The sequence below is a fragment of the Blastococcus sp. KM273128 genome (assembly GCF_021698975.1).
Lineage (GTDB): Bacteria > Actinomycetota > Actinomycetes > Mycobacteriales > Geodermatophilaceae > Blastococcus.
The window spans coordinates 1-22,693 of record NZ_SSXA01000067.1 but is presented as its reverse complement, the minus strand read 5'-3'; the positions used below and the strand labels follow the sequence as shown (position 1 = coordinate 22,693).

The 22,693-nt window shown below is 74.0% G+C and carries 22 protein-coding genes; 14 read left to right on the top strand and 8 right to left on the bottom strand.

Annotation, left to right across the window (positions count from 1 at the left end):
• Positions 1 to 284: 284 nt before the first annotated feature.
• The 7 genes from E9529_RS16760 to E9529_RS16730 all read left to right on the top strand — a co-directional run bounded on the left by E9529_RS16760 (position 285) and on the right by E9529_RS16730 (position 7,977).
• The gene (locus E9529_RS16760) at positions 285 to 1,085 is read left to right on the top strand and encodes an alpha/beta fold hydrolase (protein WP_236832404.1); all 801 of its coding nucleotides are present in this window, start codon (positions 285 to 287) and stop codon (positions 1,083 to 1,085) included.
• Between the two features lie 19 nt (positions 1,086 to 1,104).
• On the top strand, positions 1,105 to 3,351 hold the full coding sequence (locus E9529_RS16755) for a SpoIIE family protein phosphatase (RefSeq protein ID WP_236832403.1): 2,247 nt from the start codon (positions 1,105 to 1,107) through the stop codon (positions 3,349 to 3,351).
• Positions 3,352 to 3,424: 73 nt separating this feature from the next.
• Complete coding sequence (locus E9529_RS16750; RefSeq protein ID WP_236832401.1) at positions 3,425 to 3,742, top strand: hypothetical protein; 318 nt, start codon at positions 3,425 to 3,427, stop codon at positions 3,740 to 3,742.
• 84 nt (positions 3,743 to 3,826) lie between these two features.
• Positions 3,827 to 4,987, top strand: coding sequence for an acyl-CoA dehydrogenase family protein (locus E9529_RS16745; RefSeq protein WP_236828498.1), 1,161 nt, complete (start codon positions 3,827 to 3,829; stop codon positions 4,985 to 4,987).
• On the top strand, positions 4,984 to 6,054 hold the full coding sequence (locus tag E9529_RS16740) for an acyl-CoA dehydrogenase family protein (RefSeq protein ID WP_236832399.1): 1,071 nt from the start codon (positions 4,984 to 4,986) through the stop codon (positions 6,052 to 6,054). Before E9529_RS16745 ends, E9529_RS16740 begins: the two co-directional genes overlap by 4 nt.
• 186 nt (positions 6,055 to 6,240) lie before the next feature.
• Positions 6,241 to 7,029, top strand: a complete 789-nt coding sequence (locus E9529_RS16735; protein ID WP_236832398.1) for an SDR family oxidoreductase — start codon at positions 6,241 to 6,243, stop codon at positions 7,027 to 7,029.
• A gap of 210 nt (positions 7,030 to 7,239) precedes the next feature.
• A complete protein-coding gene (locus tag E9529_RS16730) occupies positions 7,240 to 7,977 on the top strand; it encodes an enoyl-CoA hydratase-related protein (RefSeq protein ID WP_236832396.1) in 738 nt (245 codons plus the stop codon).
• 251 nt (positions 7,978 to 8,228) lie between these two features.
• Here the strand turns inward: E9529_RS16730 and E9529_RS16725 are convergent, their stop codons facing one another.
• The 4 genes from E9529_RS16725 to E9529_RS16710 all read right to left on the bottom strand — a co-directional run bounded on the left by E9529_RS16725 (position 8,229) and on the right by E9529_RS16710 (position 12,061).
• The gene (locus E9529_RS16725; protein ID WP_236832395.1) at positions 8,229 to 8,849 is read right to left on the bottom strand and encodes a hypothetical protein; all 621 of its coding nucleotides are present in this window, start codon (positions 8,847 to 8,849) and stop codon (positions 8,229 to 8,231) included.
• A 159-nt stretch (positions 8,850 to 9,008) separates the two neighbouring features.
• Entirely contained in the window at positions 9,009 to 10,568 is a 1,560-nt protein-coding gene (locus tag E9529_RS16720; RefSeq protein ID WP_236832394.1) for an HNH endonuclease signature motif containing protein, read from the bottom strand.
• A 39-nt stretch (positions 10,569 to 10,607) separates the two neighbouring features.
• Positions 10,608 to 11,483, bottom strand: a complete 876-nt coding sequence (locus E9529_RS16715) for a hypothetical protein (protein WP_236832393.1) — start codon at positions 11,481 to 11,483, stop codon at positions 10,608 to 10,610.
• 38 nt (positions 11,484 to 11,521) lie between these two features.
• Positions 11,522 to 12,061, bottom strand: a complete 540-nt coding sequence (locus tag E9529_RS16710) for a hypothetical protein (protein ID WP_236832392.1) — start codon at positions 12,059 to 12,061, stop codon at positions 11,522 to 11,524.
• A gap of 196 nt (positions 12,062 to 12,257) precedes the next feature.
• Between E9529_RS16710 and E9529_RS16705 the strand changes: the two genes are divergently transcribed.
• The 3 genes from E9529_RS16705 to E9529_RS16695 are packed head-to-tail and all read left to right on the top strand — an operon-like array spanning position 12,258 to position 16,037.
• Positions 12,258 to 13,790: a class I adenylate-forming enzyme family protein gene (locus E9529_RS16705; protein WP_236832390.1), complete on the top strand. Its 1,533-nt coding sequence runs from the start codon at positions 12,258 to 12,260 to the stop codon at positions 13,788 to 13,790.
• A 46-nt stretch (positions 13,791 to 13,836) separates the two neighbouring features.
• Positions 13,837 to 14,886: an LLM class F420-dependent oxidoreductase gene (locus E9529_RS16700; protein ID WP_236832388.1), complete on the top strand. Its 1,050-nt coding sequence runs from the start codon at positions 13,837 to 13,839 to the stop codon at positions 14,884 to 14,886.
• Positions 14,883 to 16,037, top strand: coding sequence for an acyl-CoA dehydrogenase family protein (locus E9529_RS16695; RefSeq protein WP_236832386.1), 1,155 nt, complete (start codon positions 14,883 to 14,885; stop codon positions 16,035 to 16,037). The genes E9529_RS16700 and E9529_RS16695 overlap by 4 nt, the downstream gene beginning before the upstream one ends.
• Here the strand turns inward: E9529_RS16695 and E9529_RS16690 are convergent.
• Genes E9529_RS16690 through E9529_RS16680 form a run of 3 tightly spaced genes read right to left on the bottom strand, consistent with a single transcriptional unit; the run spans position 16,034 to position 18,006 of the window.
• Positions 16,034 to 16,459: a hypothetical protein gene (locus E9529_RS16690; protein ID WP_236832384.1), complete on the bottom strand. Its 426-nt coding sequence runs from the start codon at positions 16,457 to 16,459 to the stop codon at positions 16,034 to 16,036. The genes E9529_RS16695 and E9529_RS16690 overlap by 4 nt on opposite strands.
• Positions 16,460 to 16,509: 50 nt before the next feature.
• A complete protein-coding gene (locus tag E9529_RS16685) occupies positions 16,510 to 17,544 on the bottom strand; it encodes a glutathione S-transferase family protein (protein ID WP_236832383.1) in 1,035 nt (344 codons plus the stop codon).
• A 42-nt stretch (positions 17,545 to 17,586) separates the two neighbouring features.
• Entirely contained in the window at positions 17,587 to 18,006 is a 420-nt protein-coding gene (locus tag E9529_RS16680; RefSeq protein WP_236832381.1) for a DUF1810 domain-containing protein, read from the bottom strand.
• A gap of 21 nt (positions 18,007 to 18,027) precedes the next feature.
• On the opposite strand from E9529_RS16680, the gene E9529_RS16675 reads away from it, so the two are divergent.
• The 4 genes from E9529_RS16675 (at position 18,028) to E9529_RS16660 (ending at position 21,291) form a co-directional block, all read left to right on the top strand.
• Positions 18,028 to 18,645, top strand: coding sequence for a TIGR03086 family metal-binding protein (locus E9529_RS16675; protein WP_236832379.1), 618 nt, complete (start codon positions 18,028 to 18,030; stop codon positions 18,643 to 18,645).
• Between the two features lie 98 nt (positions 18,646 to 18,743).
• Positions 18,744 to 19,049 carry a hypothetical protein gene (locus tag E9529_RS16670; RefSeq protein WP_236832377.1) on the top strand — a complete coding sequence of 102 codons (306 nt, stop codon included), beginning with the start codon at positions 18,744 to 18,746 and terminating at the stop codon, positions 19,047 to 19,049.
• Positions 19,050 to 19,170: 121 nt separating this feature from the next.
• Complete coding sequence (locus tag E9529_RS16665) at positions 19,171 to 20,580, top strand: DUF4407 domain-containing protein (protein WP_236832376.1); 1,410 nt, start codon at positions 19,171 to 19,173, stop codon at positions 20,578 to 20,580.
• A gap of 216 nt (positions 20,581 to 20,796) precedes the next feature.
• Complete coding sequence (locus tag E9529_RS16660) at positions 20,797 to 21,291, top strand: DUF4333 domain-containing protein (RefSeq protein WP_236832375.1); 495 nt, start codon at positions 20,797 to 20,799, stop codon at positions 21,289 to 21,291.
• Between the two features lie 60 nt (positions 21,292 to 21,351).
• On the opposite strand, the gene fmdA is transcribed toward E9529_RS16660, so the two are convergent.
• Complete coding sequence (fmdA, locus tag E9529_RS16655; RefSeq protein WP_236832373.1) at positions 21,352 to 22,605, bottom strand: formamidase; 1,254 nt, start codon at positions 22,603 to 22,605, stop codon at positions 21,352 to 21,354.
• Positions 22,606 to 22,693 lie beyond the last annotated feature (88 nt).

Below are 22,693 nucleotides of genomic sequence, written 5' to 3'. Positions count from 1 at the left end.
GTGGGGGAGAGGACCGCGGTAGCGGTCATGGGGCGCACCTCGTTCGACGGTCCGGGCCGGTGCTCCGGGATCGGCCGGAGCGCGGGATGGCGGGAGGGTAGGGCCGGTCGCCCGCCGGGGGGCAGCGCTTTTCCGGGTCCGTCCACGGGGGCGGACGACGTCCGGCGGCGCGGCGCATTCCGTCGTCCCGGGCTCACCGACCGTCACCGCTGGCGGCCGGAGCCGTTCCGTTGTGGACGCGCGGATCGACCACAGGCGGCGTCCGGTCCACTACGGTCGGGTCCGTGGGCAGCGTCGTTCCGCGCAACCGGGTGCACGTCAGCGGGCTGCCCCAGGGGCGGCCGATGGTCTTCGCCCACGGCTTCGGCTGCGACCAGACGCTGTGGCGGCTGGTCGCCCCGGACTTCGCCGTCGACCACCGGGTGGTGCTGTTCGACCACGTCGGGTCGGGGCGGTCGGACCTGTCGGCCTACGACCCCGAGAAGTACGACTCCCTCGACGGGTACGCGAGCGACGTCGTCGAGATCTGCCGCGAGCTGGCGCTCACCGACGTCGTCTTCGTCGGCCACTCGGTGAGCGCGATGATCGGCGTGCTCGCCCACCACCGGGCGCCCGAACTGTTCGGCGCGATGGTGATGGTCGGTCCCAGCCCCCGCTACGTCGACGACGACGGCTACGTCGGCGGGTTCAGCCGCAGCGACGTCGTCGGGCTGCTCGACGCGCTCGACAGCAACCACCTGGGCTGGTCGGCGCAGATGGGCCCGGTGATCATGGGCAACCCCGAGCGGCCGGAGCTGGCCGAGGAGCTGACCAACAGCTTCTGCCGCACCGCACCGCACATCGCCCGTCAGTTCGCGCGGGTCACCTTCCTGTCGGACAACCGCGCCGACCTGCCCGGCGTCCGGGTGCCCACGCTGGTGCTGCAGTGCAGCGCCGACGCGATCGCGCCGGACGCCGTCGGCGAGTACGTGCACCGGCAGATCCCCGGCAGCGTGCTGGTCCGCATGCGCGCCACGGGGCACGTCCCCCAGCTGTCCGCGCCGGAGGAGACGACGGCCGCCATCCGCGCGTTCCTGACGCCGTGACCGCCGCGGACGGCGCCCGGTGACCGGCCGCGGGGGTGCGGGGAACCCGCTGGAGCGCCTGCTCGACGAGGACCCCGCCGACCTCTACGAGAACGCGCCGATGGGGTACCTCTCCACGCTGCCCGACGGGCGGATCGTCAAGGCCAACCGCACCTTCAGCGCGTGGACCGGCCGCCCGCCGGAGGACCTGCTCGACCGCCGGCTGCAGGACCTGCTCAGCGTCGGCGGGCGGGTCTTCTACAACACCCACCTGGTGCCGCTGCTCCGCCTCCAGGGGTTCGTGCGCGAGATCGCCATCGACATCACGCGGATCGACGGCTCGCTGCTGCCGTGCCTGCTCAACGCCGTCGAGGTGCGCGACGACGACGGCGCCCCGCTGCTGGTGCGGGCGACGCTGTTCGAGGCGACGGCGCGCCGCCGCTACGAGCGGGAGCTGCTGTCGGCGCAGCGGCTGGCGGAGGAGTCCGAGGCCCGCTCCCGGGTCGTGCAGAAGGTGGTCTTCGACCTGGCGGCCGCGGCGACGCCGGAGGACGTGGCCACGGTGATCGTGCAGCGCGGCCGCGCCGCACTGCGGGCCGCCGGCGCCGCGCTGGTGCTGGTGGAGGGCGAGGCGGACGACCCGCAGGAGCTGCCGGCGCTGCGGCCGGTGCGCTCGGAGGGCGTGTCCCGCGAGCTGCTGCGGCGGCTGCGGGACGCCGCCGGCGGTCGGCTGGCCCTGGAACTCGCCCAGGGGCTGCGGTCGATCGTGCTCGACGACCGGCTGCGGGCCGACCAGCCCGACCTCGCCGCCTCGATGGCGGCCGACGGGCTGACCGACCTGGTCGTCGTCCCGGTGTCGGCGGACTCCCGGCGGCTGGGGGTGCTGGTGCTGGCGCGCGGTGCGCCGGCGCACGGCGACCTGATCAGCCTGGACGAGCCCGGGCAGCACCGGCCGCTCACGCCGGCCGAGGTCGACCTGCTGTGGACCCTCGGCCGCCAGGCGGGGCAGGCGCTGGAGCGGGTGCGGCTGCACGAGCAGACCCGCCAGCAGGCGGAGCGGATGGCGTTCCTGCTCGAGGCCGCGCGGCTGATGAGCGAGGCCCGCGACGTCACCGAGACCGTGCACCGGCTGGCCGGGCTGGTGGTGTCCCGGCTGGCCGACGTCTGCGTCATCGACATGGTCACCGAGCACGGCCTGCACCAGCCGGTCGCCCGGCACCGGGACCCCGGGCGCCAGCCGCTGCTCGACCGGCTGCGCGGTGGCTCCCTGCCGGTGCGGTCCCCGCTGCACCCGTCGGTGCGCGCGCTGCGCGAGGGCCGGACGCAGTGGATCCGGGACCTGGACGAGGCGCGTGCGGTGCTCGACGCCGTCGCCCCGGACGACGCGTTCCGCGAGACCGTCGGCCGGCTGGAGCTGGTCGGCGTGGTGGGTGTGCCGATGATCGTGGACGGCCGGCGGCTCGGCGTGGTCACGTTCGGCGCCGACCGGCACCGCGCGCCGTTCACCGCCGCGGACGTCGAGGTGGCCGAGCAGCTGGCCCTGCAGCTGTCGCAGGTCGTGGACAAGGCGCTGCGGCTGGAGTTCGAGGAGCGGACCTCCCACACCCTGCAGGCCAGCCTGCTGCCGCCCTCGCCCCCGGCCGTCCCGGGGCTGGCGACGGCGGTGCGGTACGTGGCAGCGACCCAGGGGGTGGACGTCGGCGGCGACTTCTACGACGTCGTCCGGTTGCCCGGTGGCCAGGTGGGGCTGACGGTCGGCGACGTCGTCGGCCACGACATCACCGCGGCCGCGACCATGGGGCAGCTGCGCAGCGTGACCCGCGCGATGTCGGCGGACCGCCCCTCGCCCGCCGTGCTGGTCGGCCGGCTGCAGCAGAACTGGGAGCTGTTCGAGCTGCAGCGGATGGCGACCGCCCTGTTCGCGACCCTGGACCCGGGGACGGGGGAGCTCTGGATCGCCTCGGCCGGGCACCTCCCGCCGCTGCTGTGCACCGAGGGCCGGGCGGAGCTGCTGCCGGTGCACCCGACCCGCATGCTCGGTGCGCCGCCGGCGCCCGCGGTCGAGTGGCGCGGCGTGCTGCCGGAGGGCGCGGCGCTGCTGCTGTTCACCGACGGGCTGGTGGAGCGTCCCGGCGCCGACCTCGACGCCGGGCTGGCCCGCTTGGTCGAGGTGGCGGCGCGGGCGTGCACGAGGGATCCCGAGCAGCTGTGCGACCGGCTGCTCTCCGAGCTGGCCGGCGAGCAGCGGGCTGACGACATCGCCCTGCTGGCGCTGGCCCGCACCTGACGCCGGGCGCCGACCACCTACCGGACGCCGTGGATTCGGGTCACCATGGGGAGGCGACCCGGAGGAGGCGGTGATGGACTCGTCGGCTCGTGGGAACCCGGTCACCGACGCCATCGACGGCGCGACCGGTGACTGGACGCTGTCGGGGGACGCGATGCGCTGGTCGCCCGAGCTCGCGGAGCGGAGACCCGCCACCGGTGAGCTCGGCGGGCTGGACGCCGGATCGGGCGTCGGGGCGGCGCTCGGCCTGGACGTGCACGGTGTGCGGCGGCTGGTCTCCGGGGCGCTGGTCTCCCTCGGCGCGGTCGCCTCCGACGTCGTCACCGAGCTGCGCCAGCTGACCCGCGGCGACCCGGACGAAGGCACCCCCGACGACCCCGCCCGCGGGTGAGCGCGGTGCAACGGGGGGCTGCCGGGCGCGGGGGTGCGGGCGCCCTGTAGAACGGGTGTGAGCACGGCCACCCGAGGGAGTCGCATGAGCAACTCGTTGACACTGGCGCCCGCACCGCGGTCCGAGGCAGCCGAGCAGGTGCGGGCGGAGGTGCGCGAGTTCCTCGCCGCCGAGCTCGCCGCCGGGACGTTCCAGACGCACGTCGACACCTGGCTGTCCGGCGTCGACCCGGCGTTCTCGAAGAAGCTGGGCGAGCGCGGCTGGCTGGGCATGACCTGGCCGAAGGAGTACGGCGGCCACGAGCGCTCGGCGATGGAGCGCTACGCCGTCACCGAGGAGCTGCTCGCCGCGGGTGCCCCGGTGGCCGCGCACTGGATCGCCGACCGGCAGTCCGGGCCGAACCTGCTCACCTACGGCACCGAGAAGCAGCGGCGGGAGATCCTGCCGCGCATCGTCGCCGGCGAGTGCTTCTTCGTCATCGGGATGAGCGAGCCGGACTCCGGCTCCGACCTCGCCTCGATCCGCACGCGGGCCACCCGCAACGGCGACGGCGACTGGGTGGTCAACGGCGCGAAGGTGTGGACCTCGAACGCGCACCACTCGCACTACGGCATCGTGCTGGTGCGCACCTCGCCGGCCGACCCGTCCAGCCGGCACGCGGGCATGTCGCAGCTGCTGGTCGACCTGTCGCTCCCGGGCATCTCGATCAACCCGATCCGCATCCTCGACGGCGGCCACCACTTCAACGAGGTGGTGTTCGAGGACGTCGTCGTCCCCGGCGACATGCTGCTCGGTGAGGAGGGCAACGGCTGGCACCAGGTGACCGCCGAGCTGGCCTTCGAGCGCTCGGGCCCGGAGCGGTTCCTGTCGACCTACCCCCTCATCGCCGAGTTCGGCCGCCGGGTGGCCGAGACCGGCGACGCCGCCCAGCTGGCCGCGCTCGGCCGGCTCTCGGCGCGGCTGCTGGCGTTGCGGCAGATGTCGCTGCGGATCGCCGCGGCGCTGGACCGGGGCGAGCTGCCCAACATCCCGGCGGCGCTGGTCAAGGACGTCGGGACGACGTTCGAGGCCGACGTCGTCGAGGAGGTGCGCAAGGTCGTCGACGTGACCCCGTCGCTGGCCTCGCCGGACCCGCTGGCGCGGGCGCTGGCCGAGGCGCAGCTGCACCAGCCGGGCTTCACGCTGCGCGGCGGGACCAACGAGATCCTGCGCGGGATCGTGGCACGTGGATTGGGGCTCCGGTGAGTGACCAGGACCTGGTGGTCGAGACCGTCAAGGACATCCTGAGCGGCTTCGAGCCGTTCGTGCTCACCGCCGAGCGGCGCTGGGACGCAGGGCTCTGGTCGGCGCTGGCCGACGCCGGGCTGACCGGGGTGGGCCTGCCCGAGGAGGCCGGTGGGTCGGGCGGCGAGCTCGCCGACGCGGTGGCGATCGTGCGGACGCTCGCCGCCGGTGCGGGAGCGGTGCCCGTGGCCGAGCAGCTGCTCGTGGCCGGCCCCGCGCTGCTGGCCGCGGACCTCGACCTGCCCTCGCCGGAGGAGCCGACGACGTTCGCCGTCGCCGACGGCGTCACCGTGCACCCGGTCGACAACGGGGACGGGCCCGGGCGGTTCACGCTCTCGGGTACCGCCGCCGACGTGGCGTGGGCGGGTGCGGCGCGGCACGTCGTCCTCCTGGTCCCGGCCCCGGCCGGGATGGAGGGGGCGGTGCTGGCGCTGGTGGACGCGTCGTCGCTGCCGGCGGACGACGCGGCCAACCTGGCCGGGGAGCCGCGCGGGTCGCTGGTGCTCGACCAGGTCGCCGCCGCCGGGGCGCTGCTCACCGATGCGCAGGCCGGCGAGGTCCGGGCGCGCTTCGCGCTGGCGCGGTCGGTGCAGCTGGCCGCGGCGCTGGAGCAGGTGCTGGCGTGGACCGTGCAGTACGCGGGGGAGCGGCACCAGTTCGGCCGGCCGCTGGGCAAGTTCCAGGCCATCCAGATGGAGCTCGCCGAGATGGCCGGCGAGGTGACCGCGGTGACCGCGCTGACCGACGCCGCCGTCCAGTCGCTGGACCGGGGCGAGAACGTGGTGCCGGCCGCCGCCGCGGCGAAGGTGCGGGCCGGCGCCGCCGTCGAGGTGGTGGCGCGGCTGGCGCACCAGGTGCACGGCGCGATCGGCTTCACCCAGGAGCACAAGCTGCACCACCTGACGCGGCGGCTGTGGTCCTGGCGGGACGAGGCCGGCAGCGAGCTACTCTGGTCGAAGGTGCTGGCCGCGGGGCTGCTCGCCGGTGGGCCCGACCAGCTCTGGCCGGCGCTGACCCGCGCGGTCTGAGCGGGTGTCCGCCGGGCGGGGGCCGCTGGCCGACGTCACCGTCCTCACCGGCCGGAGGAAGCAATCCGCCGCTGTCGGCCGCTACGCGTTCAGCGGCCGGAAGAACCTCGTGGAAGGGCTCCTCGACGCCCGACGGTCGCTCGACACCCCCGGCGCCCGTGACTCTCGAAGCCCGTGGAGGGGCCGATGGACCTGCAGCTGACCGGTAGGACCGCGCTGGTGACCGCGGCCAGCAAGGGGCTCGGGCGGGCGACCGCCACCCAGCTGGCCGCCGAGGGCGCGCGGGTGATGATCTCCAGCCGCGGCGAGGAGCAGCTGGCGAGGACCGCGGCCGAGATCGCCGAGACCACCGGGGCGCAGGTCGAGCACTGCCCGGCCGACGTCGCCGACGCCGCTGACGTCGAGCGGCTGCTGGCCGAGGCGAAGAGCCGCCTCGGGGGCGTGGACGTGCTCGTGGCCAACGCCGGCGGCCCCCCGCCGGGCGGGTTCGACGCGGTCGACGACGCGATGTGGTACCAGGCGCACGACCTCAACCTGATGAGCACGGTCCGGCTGATCCGCGGGGTGCTGCCGCACATGCGGGAACAGCAGTGGGGGCGCATCGCCGTCGTCACGTCGTCGTCGATGAAGCAGCCGATCGAGAACCTGCTGCTGTCCAACACCTACCGGGTCGCCGTCGTCGGCCTGGCCAAGTCGCTGGCCACCGAGTTCGCGGGCGAGGGGGTGCTCGTCAACACCGTGGGACCTGGTCGCATCGCCACCGACCGGGTCGCCGCGTTGGACGCCAACCGGGCGGAGAAGACGGGCCGCTCGATCGAGGAGGTGCGGGCGCAGTCGGAGAAGACGATCCCGCTGGGCCGTTACGGGGAGGCCGAGGAGTTCGGCCGGGTGGCGGCGTTCCTCGTCTCCGGGGCGAACACCTACCTGACCGGGCAGAACCTGCTGGTCGACGGCGGCTTGGTCAGGGCCATCTGATGCGCATCGGCCGCCACACCCCCGTGAGCCGCGTCGTCCCCGTCCGCGCCGTTGCCCCGAGTGGACGTCGTTCCGACTTCCTGGACGAGACCTGATCGTCGGGGCGCAGGGCGGCGGGGCCACCGCCGTCGACGTGCTGGTGCGCACCACCGGCCAGCGCGCCCCGCTCGGCGAACAGCACCACCTACACAAGAGAGGCAGGACTCCCGCGTGGGACAGGTACACCTGGAGAAGCAGGGCGGCGTCGCCGTCCTCACCCTCGACAACGTCGAGGTGAAGAACGGCCTGACGCCCGAGATGGGCATGCAGCTGTCCGAACTGTGCGACGAGGTGGACCGCGACCCCGTCATCGGTGCCGCGGTCGTGCGCGGCAAGGACGGCATGTTCTGCTCGGGCGCCGACCGCCGCCGCTGGACGGCCGGCTCCGACCAGGCCGAGGACAAGACCTACAAGGAGTTGGGCGCGGTCTACCAGGCGTTCCGCCGGGTGGGCCTGCTCCAGGTGCCGACGATCGCCGCCGTCCGCGGTGCCGCCGTCGGCGCCGGGATCAACCTGGCCCTCTCCACGGACCTGCGGATCGTCTCCGAGCGCGCGCGGCTGCTGGCCGGCTTCCTCCGCATCGGACTGCACCCGGGTGGTGGCTACTTCACCATCAGCTCCCGGACGGCGGGCCGCGAGGCGACCGCGGCCATGGGCCTGTTCAGCGAGGAGATCGACGGGCTCCGCGCCGCGGAGATCGGCCTGGCGTGGAAGGCCGTGCCCGACGAGCAGGTCGAGGATCTGGCGATGGAGCTCGCCGGCCGCGCGGCCCAGGACCCGGAGCTCGCCCGCGAGGCGGCGCGCTCGTTCCGCACCGAGTCCGGCCCGCCCGGGATCGGCTGGGAGGCAGCCCTGCACTTCGAGCGGGCCACGCAGATGTGGTCGCAGCGGCGGCGCGAGACCGCCTGAGCAATCCCGCCGGGCCGCCTGGTGCGGCCCGGCGGGCACCGGTGGCCCTGCCCGCCGGCTCGTCGGCTACCGGGCTCAGGGGAGTGGCGCCCGGCCGGAGGAGGTCCCTCGTCGGCCTGGTGAACCGGGGGGTCTGCTGTCGTCGCAGGAGAAGAGGCAGTGCTCGGACGTGACCGTGGGACACGGCGCATCCGAGCGGTCCGACCGGCAATAGGCCAGGTGCGGGCACTGGACCGGTCAGGAACCGCAGTTCAGACCGTCTCGGGGACGTGTAGTTCGGCCAGGACGAGGTCGAAGGTGGCGACCTCGACCACCGCGGCGCCCATCTGCGTCGTGAACTCCTCGCGCAGGTCGGTGGCGCGGTCGAGCGCGGCCTGCATCTCATCACGGGAGTCGTAGGTGACGGCGGTGGTGGCGCGGCCGGTCTCCGGGTCGACGAGCACGCTGACCGAGCAGAAACCGGGGAGCTCCTCGAGGCGGGGGACCATGCCGACGCCGAAGGCATCGGTCATCCGGTCGAGCCGGGCGGGGTCGCCGCGGGTCCAGGTGACGCGGGCACATGCGGTGTCGGGGGCGGGATGCCTGCGGTGCAGGACGGCGATCGACCACTCGTCGACGACGGCCGGGCCGCCCAGGATGTCGCTGGCACGCGCCCGCATGGCTTTCACCTGGGGTGCGCTGCGGCGGAGCGCGGCGGTGTCCTCCCAGGCGCTGGTGACGATGCACCGGCCGGAGGTCCGGTCGGCGAGCATGGAGAGGCCGATGAAGCCGTCCATGCCCATGACCGCGGGGAGGACGCGGGTGCGGATGTAGACGATGCCCCGGTCGACCTGCTCGGGGATGCCGGCGATGGTGGTGGAACGCGCGTACATGCGACGGCTCCTCTGGCGAGCGGGCGGGGCCCGGGCGACGCGGCTGCGCCGCCCACTGTCCTCGCCGTCGCACCGCTTGGGAACGGATCCGGTCGCGGTCGTCCCGGCGGTGCAGCGGCGTGGTGGTCGGGTCGCTCAACGGCTGAACGTTCCTGCAGCTCAGCAGCTCTCCGGGTCGGGTGGGGCTTGCTCGTCGAGCCAGGGCGGGTCCGGTTCGGGGTCGTGGCACCAGCCGGGTGGGCGGGTGGTGCGGGACACGCCGCTGGGGGTGCGGACGGCCAGCTGCCCGTCGGGGAGCAGGGTGAAGGACCAGCCGCGGGCGAATGTCTTGATGCGGTGGTGCCGCCGGCAGAGGCAGCAGAGGTTCCAGCAGTCGGTGGGGCCGCCGTCGACGTGGGCGGTGCCGTGGTCGATGTCGCAGCGGCCTGCGCGTCGCCGGCAGCCGGGCATGCGGCAGTGACGGTCGCGGACGTGCAGGAAGCGGCGTTGGCTCGCGGTGGGTCGGTAGGCGCTGGTGGGCGCCGGTGGGCCCAGGCCCGGTCCGTTCTCGAGCCGGTCGTCGATCGGGGCGCCCCTGCTGGTTGCGGGCCCGTTCGTCGGGGTGGCGGCGCCCGCGGCCCCGGCCTTGCTGCGCTTCCGCTTGCGGCGGCGGTGGCCGGCGGCGCGGCGCAGCTGGCTGCGGGTGGCGACGGCGATGAGCCGCCCGTCGGCGGGGTTGCCGATGGCCACCTGCACGCATCCGCCGGCGGGGGCGGCGCCGATGCCGAGCAGGTCCAGTTCGCGGAGGATCTCCCGGCACTGGGCGGCGGTGACGGTCTCCCCGGCGACCTCGGCCGCCGGCTGGCTGCTGCCCTCGCCGTCCGGGTCGTGCAGGGCGGGCAGCGGGGCGTGGATGGTCAGCTGGGCGGTGACCGGCGGTCGGGTGGTGTCCCAAGGGCGCAGGATCAGGTCCGCGGCGACCGCAGCCCGGATGACGCCGATGGGGCGGGTGTCGCCGTCGGCGCGCATCAGCTGGGCGTACTGGTCGATGGCGTCGGCGCAGGCCGCGGCCAGGTGCACGGGCAGGTCGGCGACAAGTTGGCTCATCCCGTCGCCGGTGCGGCGGGTGGTGACGTCGGCCCGCTGGGCGGCTTCCTTGCGGCGCCGGTCGAGGGCGTCGGCGTCCAGCCGGGCCAGCGCGCGGCGCACTCGGGCGCGCAGTTGCGGGACGGTGAGCCGCCCGGCGTCGGGGAGAACGCGGCGCTCCACCTCGACGATGACCTCCGGTGTGGTGGTGGACAGCAAGTCGACCAGGGCGCGCATCTTGCGCACGTCGATGCGCCCGGCGAACAAGGCGTCCCAGGTGCCGGGAAGCAGCGTGGTGAGCAGGATCGACTCGACGGCGAGGACCTCGGCCTCGGCCTCGGAGCAGTTGCGAATCAATGCGAGCTCGGCGACGAAGGTCTCGCTGACCTGGGCCAGGACCTCCGAGCGGCGCAGTCGGCTGTCCAGGCCCGGGCCACCGCGGCGGCCGAAGTCGCGGTCGCGCTCGATCGAGCGGCGGCGGGCGAGTGCGGTGATGGCTTCGGCGCGCTGGGCGGCGTGCCGGGCCTCGCGCGCGTCGGCGGCCCAGATGTCGGCGACCAGCTCCAGATCGCTCGAGCCGCAGGCGTCGGTGTCGGGCACCCAGGGGATCGGGTCGCCCTCTTCGGGCGCGCGGGGTGGCTCACCGATGAACACACCCGCACCGTAGAGCCGGCCACTGACAATTTCCGCAGGTCAGTCGTACGGATTGGTCAGCACGGTGCGGGCCTGGAGGACGTCGAAGGTCACCGGTGGGCCGTCGGTGGTCGTCGTTCCCGGGACGTCGGCCTCGGCGCTGCCGTCGACGGTGAAGGTGGCGCCCCAGGTGACGGTGAGGGAGGCGGTGTAGGTGCCCGACCGGTAGCTGTGCTCGATGGTGTGGTCGGGATAAGGGGCGCCGGGGTCCGTGGTGGTGATCTGGCCGGTGGCGTCGCCGGTGTGCCAGGTGAACTGCTCGGCGGTGGCCTCGATGACGACCGTGAACCCGCGGATGTCGACCGTGAACGTCTGGGTGGTGGGGGAGTCGGTGTAGAAGATGACCGGCAACCCTGTGAGGCCATCCCCGGGCGGCTGGTGCCTGGTCGCGAGTTGGGGGAGCGGCAGGCGCGTGAAGTAGGCGAAGACTTCCGCCCCAGAGGGCGGCGGATTAAGCGGCGTGATGTCCAGGCAGCCCTGTCGTACATCGATCCAGTCGCCCACTGGGTCGCCGGGCTCGAGACCGGCGGGCACGGGGACAGGAGTGCCGTTGGCGAGCGGCACTACAGTCCCGTCGGCTCGTACGAGGCGACGCTGTTGGACGACGAGGTACTGCACGACTCGGCCCGGCTCTTGTGGGCACTCGCGAAAGTCCATGGCAGAGCAGCCGCCCTGGCGTTCGTCTGAGAGGGCGCACAAGTGCCGCAGCCGCCAGGCGTAGTTGGCTATCCCTTCCGGACCGCCAGCGACAAGTTCGCCGACGCCAGGGCCCGAGTAACCAACATCGACCGCACCGTCCCCAACGTCAGTGTTGCCGCAGTCGTCGAACGAGCAAGCGAGCACCGTCGCGCTCTCGCCGCACAGCAGCGCCAACATCAACGCGAGGATTGCGAGCGCGCGCGTGCTGAGGCCTCTCATCCCAGGGTGAATCCCTTGACTAGCCATGAGCGGTCCGCCGCAGACCAGACGAGTGTGATGCCTGAGCTCAGGTTCGGGGCCGGCTCGGCACGGGATTGAAGAACGGCCCCGCTCGCATTGACCAATGAAACTGCTTCTCGGCGAATTCCGAAGGCAATCATCGCCTCGTTGCTGTCTATAAGCGGTGCTGTGACGTCATTGAGGCTCAGTTCGCCGCCCATATAGCGGTTGCCAGCGGAAGCGGCGTCGTCGTAATTGCCTGCGATCCGCAGACAGTCCTCACATTCCGGCCCGAGTGCGCGTATTGCCTCACCGGTGGGGACGGCGCGTTGACGGTTGAGGAGGTCGATCCAGTAGCGGAGGAAGGCTTCAGCACCGGCGGCGTCCTTCGTCCGAGCCTCGTCGGGCACAGGGAAGTCCGCCGGGCCGAGGGGCGGGAGCGCCTCCGTGGTCGGCGCGGGCTCCGCCGTCGGCAGGCTCGTGCTGGCTTCCTGCTTCTCCGCGCACCCCGTCAGCAGCACGGTGCCGGCCAGCACGCAACCGAGCGTCGTCCGGACCAGGCCCCTACGGAGATCGCGCACAGCGGGAGACTACGCAGAGTTCTGCGGTATCCGGTTCCGTAACTGTGGACAGCGCCGCGCGTGCCGCCGGATCGGGTGACGACCCCCGTCCCACGAGACCCGGCTCACCGGCGCACAATCCGGAGCCGACGGCACCGCGGACGGGGGATGCATGAGCACGCAGCAGACGACGGGCACCAGCCCCTTCGACACCAGCGGCATCGAGCGCGGCCCCGACGGCATCCGCCGCTACACCAGCCTCCCGCAGAACATGGTCCGCGTACTGGCCGGGCAGGCCGAGCGGCACGGCGACCGCACCGCCATCGTGGAGCTCGGCGGCGGCCGCCTCACCTACGCGGAGCTCTGGCAGCGGGCCCGCCGCGTCGCCGGCGGCCTGCGTGACGCCGGCGTCTCCGCCGGCGACCGCGTCGCCGTCCAGTTGCCCAACGGCGTCGACTGGGTGCTCGCCTTCTGGGGCGCCCAGCTCGCCGGCGCCGTCGTCGTCCCGATGAACACCCGCCTGGCCGAGACGGAGGCGCAGTTCATCCTCGACGACTGCGGCGCCGCCCACGTCGTCCGCCCGGGCGAGCCGCTGCCCGACGGCGAGCCCGGCGAGGTCCCCGACCCGCAGCACACCGACGTCGCCGCGCTCTTCTACACCAGCGGCACGACCGGCCGCCCCAAGGGCGCGATGACCACCCACGAAAACTTCCTCAGCAACGTCGAGTCGGTCATCCGCTGCCGCAAGCTCAGCCGCGACCCCGAGACCCGGCACGCCACGCTGATCTCCGTCCCGCTGTTCCACGTCACCGGCTGCAACTCGCAGTTCCTCACGCAGATCGCGCTCGCTGGCACGAGCGTGCTGATGCCGAAGTTCGACGCCGCCTCCTTCCTCGCCGCCATCCCCGAGCACGGCATCACGCTGCTCACCAGCGTCCCGACCATCTACGAGCTGGTGCTGCGCCACCCGGCGATGGCCACCACCGACGTCTCCACCGTCCGCACCCTCAGCTACGGCGGCGCCCCGATCGCCCCCGAGCTCGTGCACCGGCTGCGGACGGCGTTCCCGAACGCCCGGCTGGGCAACGGCTTCGGCCTGAGCGAGGCATCCTCGCTGGCCACCTTCCTGCCGCACGAGTACGCCGACACCCACGCCGACGCCGTCGGCTTCCCCACGCCGGTGGACGACGTCGACCTGCACCGCCCCGACCCGGTCACCGGCGTCGGCGAGCTGCTGGTGCGCGGGCCCAACGTCGTCGCCGGCTACTGGGGCGACCCGCAGCGAACGGCGGAGACGTTCCGGGGCGGCTGGCTGCACACCGGCGACCTCGCGACCATCACCGACGGCGTCGTCCGCATCGTCGACCGCGCCAAGGACATGATCAACCGCGGCGGCGAGAACGTGTACAGCGTCGAGGTGGAGAACGCCCTCGCCGAGCACCCCGACGTCCTCGAGGTCGCCGTCGTGGGCGTCCCCGATCCGGTGATGGGGGAGAAGGTCGGCGCCGTGGTCCTCCCGAAGCCCGGTACGGACGCCGGAGAGCTCGTCACCGGGCTGGCCGCCTTCGCCCGCGAGCGGCTGGCCGACTTCAAGCGACCCCAGTTCGTCCGCGTCATCGACGGCCCGCTGCCGCGCAACGCCGGCGGCAAGGTGCTCAAGGCGCCGCTGCGGAAGGCGGAGGGCTGGGTGGCCGTCCCCCGGTAGCGCTACGTTGCGGGAGGCCCGACCTCTCGGCGACAGGAGCAACCCCGTGCGCATCGGCATGCCCATCTCCTACGACGGCGGCTACGACCGCACCACGGCCGTCATCGCCGACTTCGAGAAGGCGGGCCTGGACACCGTCTACGTCGCCGAGGCCTACTCCTTCGACGCGGTCAGCCACCTCGGCTACCTGGCGGCGCGGACGGCGACGGTGGAGATCGCCTCGGGCATCCTCAACATCTACTCCCGGACGCCGACGCTGCTGGCCATGACCGCCGCCGGCCTGGACTTCCTCTCCGACGGCCGCTTCACCCTCGGCATCGGCGCCTCGGGGCCGCAGGTGGTCGAGGGCTTCCACGGCGTCCCCTACACCGCGCCGCTGGCCACCACCCGCGAGGTCGTCGAGGTCTGCCGCGCGGTGTGGCGCCGGGAGAAGGTCGACCACCACGGCGCGCACGTCGACATCCCGCTGACCCCCGACCGCGGTGGCAGCGGGCTCGGCAAGCCGCTCAAGCTGATCAACCAGCCGGTGCGGGAGCGCATCCCGATGCTCCTGGCCGCCATCGGGCCGAAGAACGTCGCCATGGCCGCCGAGCTGTTCGAGGCGTGGCAGCCTGCCTTCTTCCTCCCCGAGGGCAGCCGAGCGGCGTTCGGCGAGGCCCTCGCGGAGGGCGCGGCCCGCCGCGACCCGGAGCTCGGGCCGCTCCAGGTCGTCGCCGACAGCCAGCTGCTCATCAGCGAGGACGACGACGAGCAGGCGGCCGCGCTGGACCGGGTCCGCGCGAAGCTCGCCCTCTACGTCGGCGGCATGGGCGCCCGCGGCAAGAACTTCTACAACGAGCTGGCCGGGCGCTACGGCTTCGCCGACCAGGCGACGACGGTGCAGGACCTCTACCTGGACGGCCGCAAGGACGAGGCCGCCGCGGCGCTGCCCGACGAGTTCGTCCGCGGCGTCGCGCTGGTCGGCCCGCGCGGGCACGTCGCCGAGCGGCTCGCCGCCTTCCGCGAGGCCGGGGTGACCACGCTGAACGTCACGCCGCTGGCCGCCGAGCACGCCGAGCGGCTCCGCGCGATCGAGACGCTGAAGGCGCTCGCGTGACGGCACTGCCCGCCCACGAGCAGGAGTTCGTCGCGCTCACCGCGGAGTTCGTCGACCGGCGGGTGCGCCCGCGGGTGGCCGAGTTCGAGGCCGAGGACCGCTACCCGGAGGACTTCATCGAGGAGATGAAGGCGCTCGGACTCTTCGGCCTGCTGGTGCCCGAGGAGCACGGCGGCAACGGCGTGAGCACCGCCTGCTTCGCCCGCATCACCGAAGAGCTCGCCCGCGGCTGGATGAGCCTCGCCGGTGCGATCGGCGGCCACTCGGTCATCTCCTCCCTGCTGGCCACCGCCGGCACCGACGAGCAGCGGGCCCGCTACCTGCCGCGCATGGCCACCGGCGAGGTGCGCGCGACGATGGCGCTCACCGAGCCCGGCGGCGGCAGCGACCTGCAGGCGATGCGCACCCACGCCGTCCGCACCGAGGGCGGCGGCTGGGCGGTCACCGGCAGCAAGACGTGGATCTCCAACGCCCAGCACTCCCAGCTCATCGGCCTGCTCTGCCGCACCGACCGCGACGCCGTCCCCCCGCACACCGGCATGAGCGTGCTGCTGGTCGAGCCCGGCGAGGGGCTGGAGATCTCCGCGAAGATCCCCAAGCTCGGCTACCGCGGCGTCGAGGCGTGCGAGCTCACCTTCGACGGCATGCCGGCGCCGGACGACGCCGTCCTCGGCGGGGAGCCCGGCCGCGGCTGGGTGCAGATGATGCGCGGCCTCGAGGTCGGGCGGGTGCAGGTCGCCGCCCGCGCGGTGGGGGTCGCGCAGGCGGCGCTCGCCGCGGCCACCCGGTACGCCCAGGAGCGGGAGTCCTTCGGCGTCCCCATCTGGAAGCACCAGTCGGTCGGCAACCTGCTGGCCGACATGGCGACCAAGGTGCAGGCCGCGCGGCTGCTCACCGCCGACGCCGCCGGGAAGCTCGACGGCGGCGCCCGCGCGGACATGGAGGCCGGGATGGCGAAGCTGTTCGCCTCCGAGGCCGCCATGCAGGTCGCCCTGGACGCCATGCGGGTGCACGGCGGCTACGGCTACTCCGAGGAGTTCGACGTCGAGCGCTACTTCCGCGACGCGCCGCTGATGATCCTCGGCGAGGGCACCAACGAGATCCAGCGGACCGTCATCGCCGCGCAGTGGATCGCCCGCCACCCGCTCTAGCGGCCCCACCCGTCGACCAGCGGCAGCACGGCGCCCGCGGCCGCGACGTGCAGGCTCCAGGTGCCCGCGACGGCGTCGTCGTCCAGCGTCGACCGCAGCTCCGCGGCCCAGCGCTCGTCCTCCGCGGTGACCACCGGCTCGCCCGGCCGGCACAGCGCCAGCGCCAGGTGCCCGGCGCCGCCGAGCTGGTCGTCGACCACCGAGCCGTGCACCTCCCGGAGCCCCACCAGCAGGGCGGGCTCCGGGAGGGCGGGCAGGTCGTCGACGGGGACGACGATCGGCAGCTGGCGGCCGTCGGCGTCGAACCAGGTCAGCCACAGGCTGCGGGCACCGAACCCGTCCTCGCCGAGCAGGGTGGACCAGCGGTCGGTGAGCTCGGCGGCGGAGCGGACACGGGCATCGGCGAGAGGTGAGGTCGTCATGCCCGACACCGTGGCAGGTCGCGGGGACCGGCCGCGGAGTTGTCCACAGGTCAGCGGTGGCCCAGGCCCCCCGGACCGTGGTCGGCCGGCACCTGCTCCGCCGGCGGCGGGGGCGGAGGCGGGGTGCCGTCGCCGAAGGGCCGGTCGCCGAGCTCCTCCCGGTGGTGCGGGGTCAGCCAGTTCGAGGTGTCCGGGCCCTGCGGGATGATCTGCGTCGGGTTGATGTCGGCGTGGACGACGTAGTAGTGCTCCTTGATCTGCGGGAAGTCGATCGTGTCGCCGAACCCGGGCAGCTGGAACAGGTCGCGGGCGTACGCCCAGAGCACCGGCATCTCGCTGAGCTTCTGCCGGTTGCACTTGAAGTGGCCGTGGTAGACGGTGTCGAACCGCGCCAGGGTGGTGAACAGCCGGACGTCGGCCTCGGTGACCTGCCCGCCCATCAGGAACCGGCGGTCCGCCAGCCGCTCGCTGAGCCAGTCCAGCGCGGTGAACAGCCGGTCGTAGGCCTTGTCGTAGGCGCGCTGGGAGCCCGAGAACCCGCACCGGTAGACGCCGTTGTTGACCTCCTGGTAGATCCGCTCCATCACCTCGTCCATCTCGTCCCGAAGAGGCTCGGGGTAGAGCTCGGGCGCGCCCTCGCGGTGGTGGGCGGTCCACTGGGTGGAGAAGTCGAGGGTCATCTGCGGGAAGTCGTTCGTGACGACGGCGCCGCTGGGGACGTCGACCATCGCCGGCACCGTGATGCCGCGCGAGTACCCCGGATCGCGGGCGAGGAAGGCCTCCTGCAGCCGCTCGTAGCCCAGCACCGGGTCGCGGCCGTCGGGGTCCAGGTCGAAGGTCCAGCTGCGCTCGTCGTGGGTGGGCCCGCACAGCCCCATCGAGATGACGTCCTCGAGCCCCAGCAGCCGGCGCACGATGACCGAACGGTTCGCCCACGGGCACGCCCGCGCGACGACCAGGCGGTAGCGCCCCGGCTCGACCGGCCAGGGGGTGGAGCCGTCGGCGGTGATGCGGTCGGAGATGTACTTGGAGTCGCGCGAGTACTCGGCCTCGACGTACCCCGACCCGCTGTTGTTCTCGCTCACCGGTGCAGCCTGCCCGGTGCGGCACCGGCTCACACGCGCGGGTCAGAGGCGGCTGGTCGTCGCGTCGTCCTCGGCGCCGCCGAAGTAGTGGTCGAGCACCTCCCGGAACACCGGCTGGTCCGGGTCGGCGTGCGCGTACAGCGTCATCGACGAGCGCAGCTTCTGGGCGTCGACCGGCCCGAGGACGGCGTCGGCGTCCTCGGTGTCCAGCGCGGTCAGCGCCCGGGCGCACTCGACCAGCCGCCGCCCCAGCACCGGGTGCGCCAGGTACGCCCGCGCCTCGTCCAGCCCGGAGACCGCGTAGCGCTGCGCCATCCCGCTGCGGCCCAGGCCCTCGACCTGCGGGAAGACGAACCACATCCAGTGCGTGCGCTTCCGGCCGGCGCGCAGCTCGGCGAGCGCCTGGTCGTAGGTCTGGGCCTGGGCGTCGACGAACCGGCGGAGGTCGAAGGGGTCGCTCACCGCCTCAGCCTGCCGCACCCGATGAGTTCCGGTGACCCCGGCCGTCCCATCCGCATGGAGACGACGACCCTGGACCTGGGACCGGCGACGGCGGAGCTGGCGCGCGTGGTCGCCGGCGTGCGCGAGGACCAGCTGGGCGACCCGACACCGTGCCTCGGCATGCCGGTGGCGGGCCTGCTCGACCACCTGCTCGGGCTCACGCTGGCGTTCCGGCTGGCCGCGGAGAAGACGCCCTTTGACGGCGGCCCGTCGGCGGACGCGGCCGCCCTGGCCCCGGACTGGCGCACCCTGCTGCCCGCCCGGCTCGAGGCGCTGGCCGCCGCGTGGCGGGAACCGGACGCCCGCGCGGGGGAGGCCGAGGTCGCCGGTGTGCGGATGCCGGCCGCGGTCATGGCGCTCGTCGCCCTGGACGAGGTGGTCGTGCACGGCTGGGACCTCGCCGCCGCCACCGGGCAGCCCTACCGCCCGGACCCGGCCGCGGTCGAGGCGTGCACCGCGTTCGTCGGCGACCGCAGCGACCCGGCCGACGAGCCCGAGGGGCTGTTCGGGCCCGTCGTCCCGGTGCCCGACGACGCCCCCGCCCTGCACCGGCTGCTCGGCCGCACCGGCCGCGACCCGGGGTGGCGCCCGCCCGCCTGACGGCGCACATGTCGAAGTCGTGTCATCCGCGGCCGGTGCCGCTGCCCGTCCCCCGTCACGGGAACCGGAAGGGGGACAGCACCGCACGAGGAGGACACATGCGCAGGAACACGGGCGCGCTCGCCGGCGCGCTCCTCGCCACCGGGCTCGCCCTCGGCGGCTGCGTCGGTGGCGACGACGAGGCCGACACCGACGGGGGTGGGGTCCCCGCCGTCTTCGACGAGGAGGAGGTCGGCAGCCCCGACCGCGTCGACGGCGGTGAGGAGGACGCCGACGGCGTCGACCGCGGCACCGGCGGCATCGACGAGGACGACAACACCGGGGCCGACGACGGCACCGGGGAGGACGACGCCGGCAGCGTGGACGGCGGCCCCGACACCGACGACACCGACGACGTCGGTTGACCACCCGGCGCCCCGCGTCCCGGTAGCGAGATCGGTCACGGTGCCGTGACGGCTCCGTCCTGCCGATGAGCACTCGTGGGTGACGGTCCACAGCGATCCCCGTCGCCCGGGGGTGCACTGCATGAGCGAGCGACGACGGCGCATCGGCGACGGGCTGGCCGTCCTGGCCGGCGCGCGGCCGGACGTGCTGGCCGCCGCGCCCGGGGCCCGCCCGCGGTTCGTGGCGCTGGGCGGCGTCCTGCTGAGCACCGGCGCGCTGGCCGCGGTCTCCGCGGCCTTCGCCGTCGCCATGGCGCTGAACATCTGGTGGCCGCTGGCGGTGCTGGTCGGGCTGGGCTGGGGCGCGGTCGTGGTCAACCTGGACCGGATGCTGCTGGTGGGCATGGCGCACGACGCCTCGCTCAAGCGCAACCTCGTCATGGCCGTGCCCCGCGCCGGGCTGGCGCTGGTGCTGGGCGTCGTCGTCGCCACGCCCCTGACGCTGCAGGTGTTCGCCAAGGAGATCGACGCCGAGATCGTGACGATGCAGGCCGAGGCCGCCGACGCCCACCGCATGGCGCTGGAGTCCGACAGCCGCTTCGCCGGGCTGCCCGAGCTGCGCGAGCGCATCGCCACGCAGGAGGCCGTCGTCGCCAGCGGGGGAGTGGCCGACCCCGGCCTGGCGGTGGTGCGGGACGGCGTCACCGAGAAGCAGGCCGCCTACGACCGGGCCGTGACGCTGCAGCGCGAGCTGGACGCCAGGGCGCAGTGCGAGCTGGACGGCACCTGCGGCACCGGCGACGCCGGCACCGGGGAGGCCTACCACCAGGCCCGGGCCGCGGCCGACGCGCAGGCCGGCGTGGTCACGGCGGCGCGCACCGAGCTCGACGCCGCCGTCGCCGCGGTCGCCGCCGCCGAGGGGCGCAGCGCCGCCCTCGCCGGCTCCTCCCTGGACGCCGACCGCGCCGAGCTCACCCGGCTGACCGCCGAGCTGGACCGGCAGCAGGCCGCCTTCGACACCGAGAACGAGGGCTCCGGCGGCATCCTGCTGCGGCTGGAGGCGCTGGACCGCCTCGGTGACCGGAACGCGACGCTCGCCGCCGCGGAGTTCATGCTCTCGCTGCTGTTCATGTGCGTCGAGGTGCTGCCCGTGCTGATGAAGCTGCTGCTCAACTTCAGCCCGCCGACCGCCTACGACCGGCTGGTGCAGCTGCGCGACTCCGGCGACGTCGAGCTCGAGGAGATGGCCCAGGAGTCGCGGCGCACCGTGGCGAAGGCCAAGGAGGAGCTGCTGGTGCTCGCCGAGCGGGAGCGGGTCGACCGGCAGAAGGAGGCGATCCTGGCCCGCCGCCGGGCGGCGCTGGCCGAGGTCGCCGCCCGCACCGAGGCCGCGCGGTCGCAGCCGGAGGCGCCCGCCGTCGAGGAACCCGCCGAGGCGCCCCGCCAGCTGTGGGACACCGGCCCGATCCGCGAGCTCGCCCGCAGCGCCGCCGTCCGCACGGTGCGCTCGGTGCGCCGCCGCCCGGCCGACCGGACGCCGACCACCGTCTGACCCGCACCACCCCGGCGCCCCGGACCTCCGCGGAGGTCCGGGGCGCTGCGCGTTCCCTGCCGGTCCGCTGTGCATTGGCGCCCGTTCCGCGGCGCGGCCGTTCCGCTGTGGCAGGGTCTCCGGCGTCAGCCGGCCGGGCCCTCCGCCGCCGGCTCCCCCCGGGAACCGCGTGCCGCGCACCCGGGACCCCGCACCCGCAGATGAAGGACGTCCTCCATGAGCACCGACAACCCGAACCCGACCGGCGCCACGGCGGGCTCGGGCCAGCCGCACCCGACGGTCGTCCCGCCCGTGCCGGCCGCCGCCGGCCCCACCGACGGCACCGGCGCCGGCGTCCTCCCCGGCGGGGTCGTCCCCGGGGCGGGCGTCCCCGGCGGTGCGGCGCCCGCCCCGGACGCGCAGCAGCCGGGCGAGCCGGGCTGGGCGTCGCGCAACAGCGGCCTGCTCGTCGCCGCGCTGGTGGCGGTCGTCGTCGCGGCGATCGCCATCGCCGGGCTCATCCTGTGGCGCGGCGGCATCGACGACGACAACGCCGCCACCGAGGCCGCCGTCAGCCGGGCGCTGGCCGAGCAGGGCGGCGAGGTCGAGAGCATCGAGTGCGACGGCGACACCTGTGCGGCGATCGTCGGCGGCCAGGCCTACACCGTGCTGGTGCAGACCGACGAGGACGGCGAGCAGCACTTCGGCGTCGCCGCGTACACCGGCGACTGATACCTGGCACCCAGCGAGCCCCGCACCCGGTCCGGGTGCGGGGCTCGCTGCGTCCGGTGCTCAGAAGCTCGACCGCGGGACCCCCATGCCGGGGTCGATGCGGGCGGGGCCCGACGCCGACGGGGTCACGTCGAAGTCGAAGATCCCGGTCGGCAGGTAGACCGTCGAGCAGGAGTTCGGGATGTCGACCACCCCGGAGAGCCGGCCCTCGATCGGTGCGGCGCCCAGGATCATGTAGCCCTGCTCCGGCGTGTAGCCGAACTTCGTGAGGTAGTCGATCGCGTGCAGGCAGGCGCGCTGGTAGGACAGGTGCGAGTCCAGGTAGCGCTGCTCGTCGTCCAGGGTGACCGACGTGCCGGAGAAGGCCAGCCAGCGCTCGTATCGCGGGTCGACGTTGCCCGGCATGAAGATCGCGTTCTCGGAGACGCCGTAGGTCTCCATGCCGCCCTTGATCAGGTCGACGTGCAGGTCGATGAAGCCGCCCATCTCGATCGCGCCGCAGAAGGTGATCTCGCCGTCGCCCTGGGAGAAGTGCAGGTCGCCCAGCGAGAGCTTCGCGCCGTCGACGAACACCGGGTAGAAGATGCGGCTGCCCTTGGTGAGGTTCTTGATGTCCTGGTTGCCGCCGTTCTCCCGCGGTGGCGCCGTGCGCGCGGCCTCGCCGGCGACCCGGTCGTACTCCGCGCCCTCGAGCGTGCCGAGGATCGCGTCCTGGGGGAGCGGCGGCAGCGCCAGCGGCGGGACGCGGTCGGGGTCGGTGTCGATGAGCGCCTGCTCGCGGCGGTTCCAGCGGGCCAGCAGGTCAGCCGAGGGCGCGGTGCCCATGAGGCCGGGGTGCACGATGCCGGTGAAGGAGACGCCGGGGACGTGCCGCGAGGTCGCCGTCTGGCCGGAGAAGTCCCAGATCACCTTGTAGGCGTCGGGGAACTGGTCGGTGAGGAACCCGCCGCCGTTCTGCTTGGCGAAGATGCCGGTGTAGCCCCAGCCCTGGCCGGCCAGCGGCCCGGAGTCCTCCTGGGGGATGGGCCCGACGTCGAGGATGTCGACGATCAGCAGGTCGCCGGGCTGTGCCCCCTCGACGGAGAACGGCCCGCTGAGGCAGTGCACCGTGGAGAGCGGGGCGTCGCGGACGTCGTCGGCGGAGTCGTCGTTGTGGATCGCCCCGTCGAACCACTCCCGGCAGTCGACGCGGAAGCTGTCGCCGGGGCGGACGGTGACGTTGGCCGGGATGTCGGGGTGCCAGCGGTTGTGGCCCACGTACTTCTGGTCGGTGAACTTCTTGGACGAGTCCAGCGGGTAGACGACGTTCGGCACGGCTTGCCTCCTGGTCGGGGAACGCTGCACCGCCGGTGCAGCGGGGGGTGGGTCCGGCAGCGGGCGCAGGTCACCTCCGCTCGTGGGC